Origin of the sequence: Mesorhizobium sp., from assembly GCF_024509055.1 — a bacterium.
Lineage (GTDB): Bacteria > Pseudomonadota > Alphaproteobacteria > Rhizobiales > Rhizobiaceae > Mesorhizobium.
The window spans coordinates 1-3993 of record NZ_JANINM010000142.1 but is presented as its reverse complement, the minus strand read 5'-3'; the positions used below and the strand labels follow the sequence as shown (position 1 = coordinate 3993).

Below are 3993 nucleotides of genomic sequence, written 5' to 3'. Positions count from 1 at the left end.
CACAAGGTCAAGCCCGGCGTCACCGGCTGGGCGCAGATCAATGGCTGGCGCGGCGAGATGGACACCAACGAGAAGATCCGCATGCGCACGGAGTACGACCTCTACTATATCGAGAACTGGTCGATGCTGTTCGACCTGCGCATCCTGTTCCTGACGCCGATCCGCCTGCTCAATACGGAAAACGCCTATTGAGCGCCGTCACGCATGAACTGCCGGCGGCAGCGGTCAATAAGTTGCCGCCACAGGCGGTCAACGCCAAGCTGATCGCGCTGATTTCGTCCGGCGCCATCGTCCTCGGCATCCTGCTTTCCGGCTTCGTCATCGGCGAACCCGCGCCTTACGAGCTCTACATGGCGGGGTTGATCGCGGTGTGGGCGCCGTTCGGCCTCAGGATTTCGCGCGCGGTCGTGCCGCTGCTGGTGCTCCTGGTGGCGATGAACATCGGCGGCATGATCGCGATGTCGCAGATGTCGAATCTGGCCAACACGCCGCTCTATCTCGCCGTCTCTCTGTTCCTCGCCTTCACGGCCGTCTTCTTTGCTTCGGTGACGTCGACCCAGCCCAGCCTCTACCGGCTGATCTTCTTCGCCTATGTGGTGTCGGCTGTCGCGACGTCGCTGCTCGGCATCGCCGGCTATTTCCACGCCTTTCCGGGCGCCGAGATGTTCACCAAATACGATCGCGCCGCCGGCGCTTTCCAGGACCCGAACGTGTTCGGCCCGTTCCTGGTGCTGCCGGGCACCTATCTGCTCTACCTGCTGCTGACCGGGCCGGTGTCGCGCATGCCGCTGCTTGCCGTGCCGTTGCTCATCATCACCGCCGGCATCTTCTTTTCCTTCTCGCGCGGCGCGTGGGGCATGTTCGCGGTGTCGGCGGTGCTGCTCACGGCCTGCCTGTTCCTGCAGAGCTCGAGCAGCATGTTCCGGCTGCGGCTCGTGGTGATGACAATCGCGGCGCTCGCGCTGCTCGTGATTGCCGTGCTCGTCATCCTGCAACTGCCTGGCGTATCGGACATGTTCAGCCAGCGCGCGCACCTGGAACAGAGCTATGACAGCGCGCGGCTTGGCCGTTTCGCCCGCTACACGATCGGCTTCCAGATGGCCCTGGAACATCCGTTCGGCATCGGCCCGCTGGTGTTCGGCACAATCTATGGCGAGGACACGCACGACATCTGGCTGAAGGCACTGATGGACTACGGCTGGCTGGGCTTCGTCTCGTTCCTGACGCTGACGCTATGGACGATATCGGCCGGCTTCCGCATCCTACTGCGCGACCGGCCGTGGCAGCCTTATCTGCTTTGCGCCTATGTCGCCTATCTCGGCAATATCGGGCTTGGCACCTTCATCGACATCGACCACTGGCGCCATCTCTATCTACTGCTCGGACTGGTCTGGGGGGCGATCGCGCTGGAGTACCGGCACCAGAAGGAATTGCGGCTGGCGCACGTCTCGGCCGCACCGCAAATTTCATCGGTGAGATAGGCGCCGAATTCGGTTGACCCCCACGATACATCGCCACCCCGTCCGGAATGCAGCGCAGCCCGGTAGCGCACTTGATTGGGGGAAATCGGGGCTCAGCCAGCTTTCCCGAGACCTTTCAATCCATTAGCCTCTTCTGCCGCCGCTTCCGTGGGGCTTGCCGCTTCCATCGCGGCGAGCACATCTTCGACCATGGCGTGGGCATATTTCGTCGTCATCTTGATGGAAGCCGAGAATAGCGGTCATATCAACGCTCCTATGACGACGCCCTGACAAGGCCTGCCACGAAGAGCGGCCACGACTGGCGCAGACATCCGGTAAGCACTTGGACGGTGATTGGTTGCTGGCTAAGGCAAGAGCAGGATGTCAAACTGCCCATCGAGAGAGAGTTCACGAAGATCGACCTCGCATTCCTCGCCCGCCTCGATGAGCAGGCACCGCCCATAGTGCTTGGACAGATACCTCGTCATCTCCCTGGCTTTGCCGGAATCGTACCGCAAAGGCGCGTACTCCATCACGATGGGTACGCGCTGCTCGACCAGCTCGGCCATCGACTTGATCGCTTCCGGCTCAGCCCCTTCGATATCCATCCAGACCAGGCCGATATCGTCAGCACGGAGGCCGAGGTCACGCAAAATCCCGTCGACCCGACGCACCTGCACCGAGGTTGGAGCCCCAGCGCCATCTGGCTTGATCAGGGTGCTCGCGCCAAAATTCTGGTCGTTGAAATAGAAGTCAGCCACCCCTTCGTGATCGCTCACGGCGCACTCGACGACGGTCGTCCGATCTCCGAGATCGTTTAGTATGAGGTTCTGCTTAAGTAACAGCAGATTCCTTGGCTCGGGTTCGATGCATATCACCTGCTTGAACTGGCCGCTGCGCGTCAAGTACACGGTGTGGGTGCCGATGTTCGCGCCGATCTCAAGCAACGTCCTGCCAGGCGGTTTGCCGAGGATAGCGAGAACTCTCTCGGCTAAGTCCCGCTGATAGTGTCCCTGTCGGAACAGTAAATTTCCGATCGCCTCGTAGGGCGAGAATGTCAGGCGGTGGTCGTCGAACTGCTTCGTGACCAAGACGACCTGATCTTTGAGGATCCGTAGGATGGTCCTCTGGAACCAGTCGACGTCCCGCAATCTTGCGAATGCACTGTCGCGGAGGTGGTGAACTGCTTCTTCGATGGGCAAAAGGAATTTCATGCTGGCTAACTATGCTGCCGAAATCCCCTCTGCAATATACTAAAGCGTAATATTCCCAGATGAAACGATACTTGACGGCGGCCCTATCAGGCCGCAGGCGCGGCTGCGGCGCTTTCCGCCTGCGCGGTATCCTACGCGGCGTGTTCGATCGACGCTGCGGCTTCCGCGCTGGAACGCCCGTGGGACTTTCCGTCGGAAATTATGCGCCCATTGCTGCATCTGCCGGCGCTTCGGTTCCCTTATGTTCTATCGGCTCGATTTAGCGCTTGCGCCGGAAGCCCTGAGAATATAGGGCTTTCCGCGGTCCGGAGTGTAGCGCAGCCCGGTAGCGCACTTGACTGGGGGTCAAGGGGTCGTCGGTTCGAATCCGGCCACTCCGACCATTTTAAAACAACGACTTAGCCGTTTACCGGGGATGGCTGCACGACATTGTCGCCGAGCCACCTCGAATCGGCTGCCCGCAGCTGAAAGTCGCCTGCATATGAATTGGTATTTCATCATCGGGTTGGCGATCGCCTCCAACATCGACAACCTGGCCGTCGGGATGTCGTATGGGGTGCGCAGCATCCGAATCGGCTTCTTCGCCAACCTGATCATCACCGCGATATGTTTCGCGTTCAGCGAGATCGGCATCTTCTCCGGCGAATGGATCGGCAGGGTCCTTCCCGGCGACCTGCCTGACTATGTGGCGGCAGGGCTTTTGCTGCTCATCGGGGTGCGCGTGCTGTTCCTGGCGATGTCGGCGGCAAATGAGCAAGCGGATTCGCCAAAGGACGGCCATCCGGTGGCCAACTGGTTTTCGCGGGCTCTCGCCGTCGAGGGCGACAAGGTCGGACCTTTCGAGGCGGCCATCCTCGGCGTCGCGCTTTCCGCTAATGCGCTTGCAAACTCTGTCAGTGCCGGGCTCCTGGACATGTCCCCGACGGTCGTCGCCTCCGCCATATCCATCGCGAGCTTCATCACCATCGTGATTGGCGTGGCGCTCGGCCGCCACGCGGCCGAAATCAGGGTCGGCCGCATGGACATTGGCCGCTTCGGCACGCTGGCGAGCGGGGCCATCCTGGTCGTGCTGGCGATCCGGCAGGTCTGGTGATCGAACGCCTGCCAGCCACCTGCGGCATCCGCATCCACGCCAACTGGCAGTAGAAATGACCCGTTCGCTACCTGCGTATCTGGCAGGCAGCCTTCGGCGAAGCGAAGAGTTGGGAAGGCGCGGCCCATGCCTCACCGCTCGCCCCACGCTCGCCGGTGACCAGCGTGCGCAGTTGCGACAGGTAGGTCTCGATGAAGAAGGCCGTCTGCGATTCGAGCGGCGTGTA

General features: G+C 61.3%; 5 protein-coding genes and 1 tRNA gene. 4 read left to right on the top strand and 2 right to left on the bottom strand.

The annotated features are described in order from the left end of the window. Both Q0L57_RS07580 and Q0L57_RS07575 read left to right on the top strand, forming a co-directional pair. Positions 1-192 (top strand): sugar transferase (locus Q0L57_RS07580; RefSeq protein ID WP_296740532.1); only part of this gene is annotated, 192 nt, incomplete at its 5' end. Next, positions 189-1481, top strand: a complete 1293-nt coding sequence (locus Q0L57_RS07575) for an O-antigen ligase (protein ID WP_296740529.1) — start codon at positions 189-191, stop codon at positions 1479-1481. The genes Q0L57_RS07580 and Q0L57_RS07575, both read left to right, overlap by 4 nt. 92 nt (positions 1482-1573) lie before the next feature. Here Q0L57_RS07575 and Q0L57_RS07570 read toward each other — a convergent pair whose 3' ends face one another. After that, the gene (locus Q0L57_RS07570) at positions 1574-1696 is read right to left on the bottom strand and encodes a hypothetical protein (RefSeq protein ID WP_296740526.1); all 123 of its coding nucleotides are present in this window, start codon (positions 1694-1696) and stop codon (positions 1574-1576) included. Positions 1697-1825: 129 nt separating this feature from the next. Next, a complete protein-coding gene (locus Q0L57_RS07565; protein ID WP_296740524.1) occupies positions 1826-2674 on the bottom strand; it encodes an FkbM family methyltransferase in 849 nt (282 codons plus the stop codon). Between the two features lie 306 nt (positions 2675-2980). Between Q0L57_RS07565 and Q0L57_RS07560 the strand changes: the two genes are divergently transcribed. Continuing rightward, a tRNA-Pro gene (locus Q0L57_RS07560) sits at positions 2981-3057 on the top strand. 98 nt (positions 3058-3155) lie between these two features. After that, positions 3156-3767 carry a manganese efflux pump gene (locus Q0L57_RS07555; protein ID WP_296740522.1) on the top strand — a complete coding sequence of 204 codons (612 nt, stop codon included), beginning with the start codon at positions 3156-3158 and terminating at the stop codon, positions 3765-3767. Positions 3768-3993 lie beyond the last annotated feature (226 nt).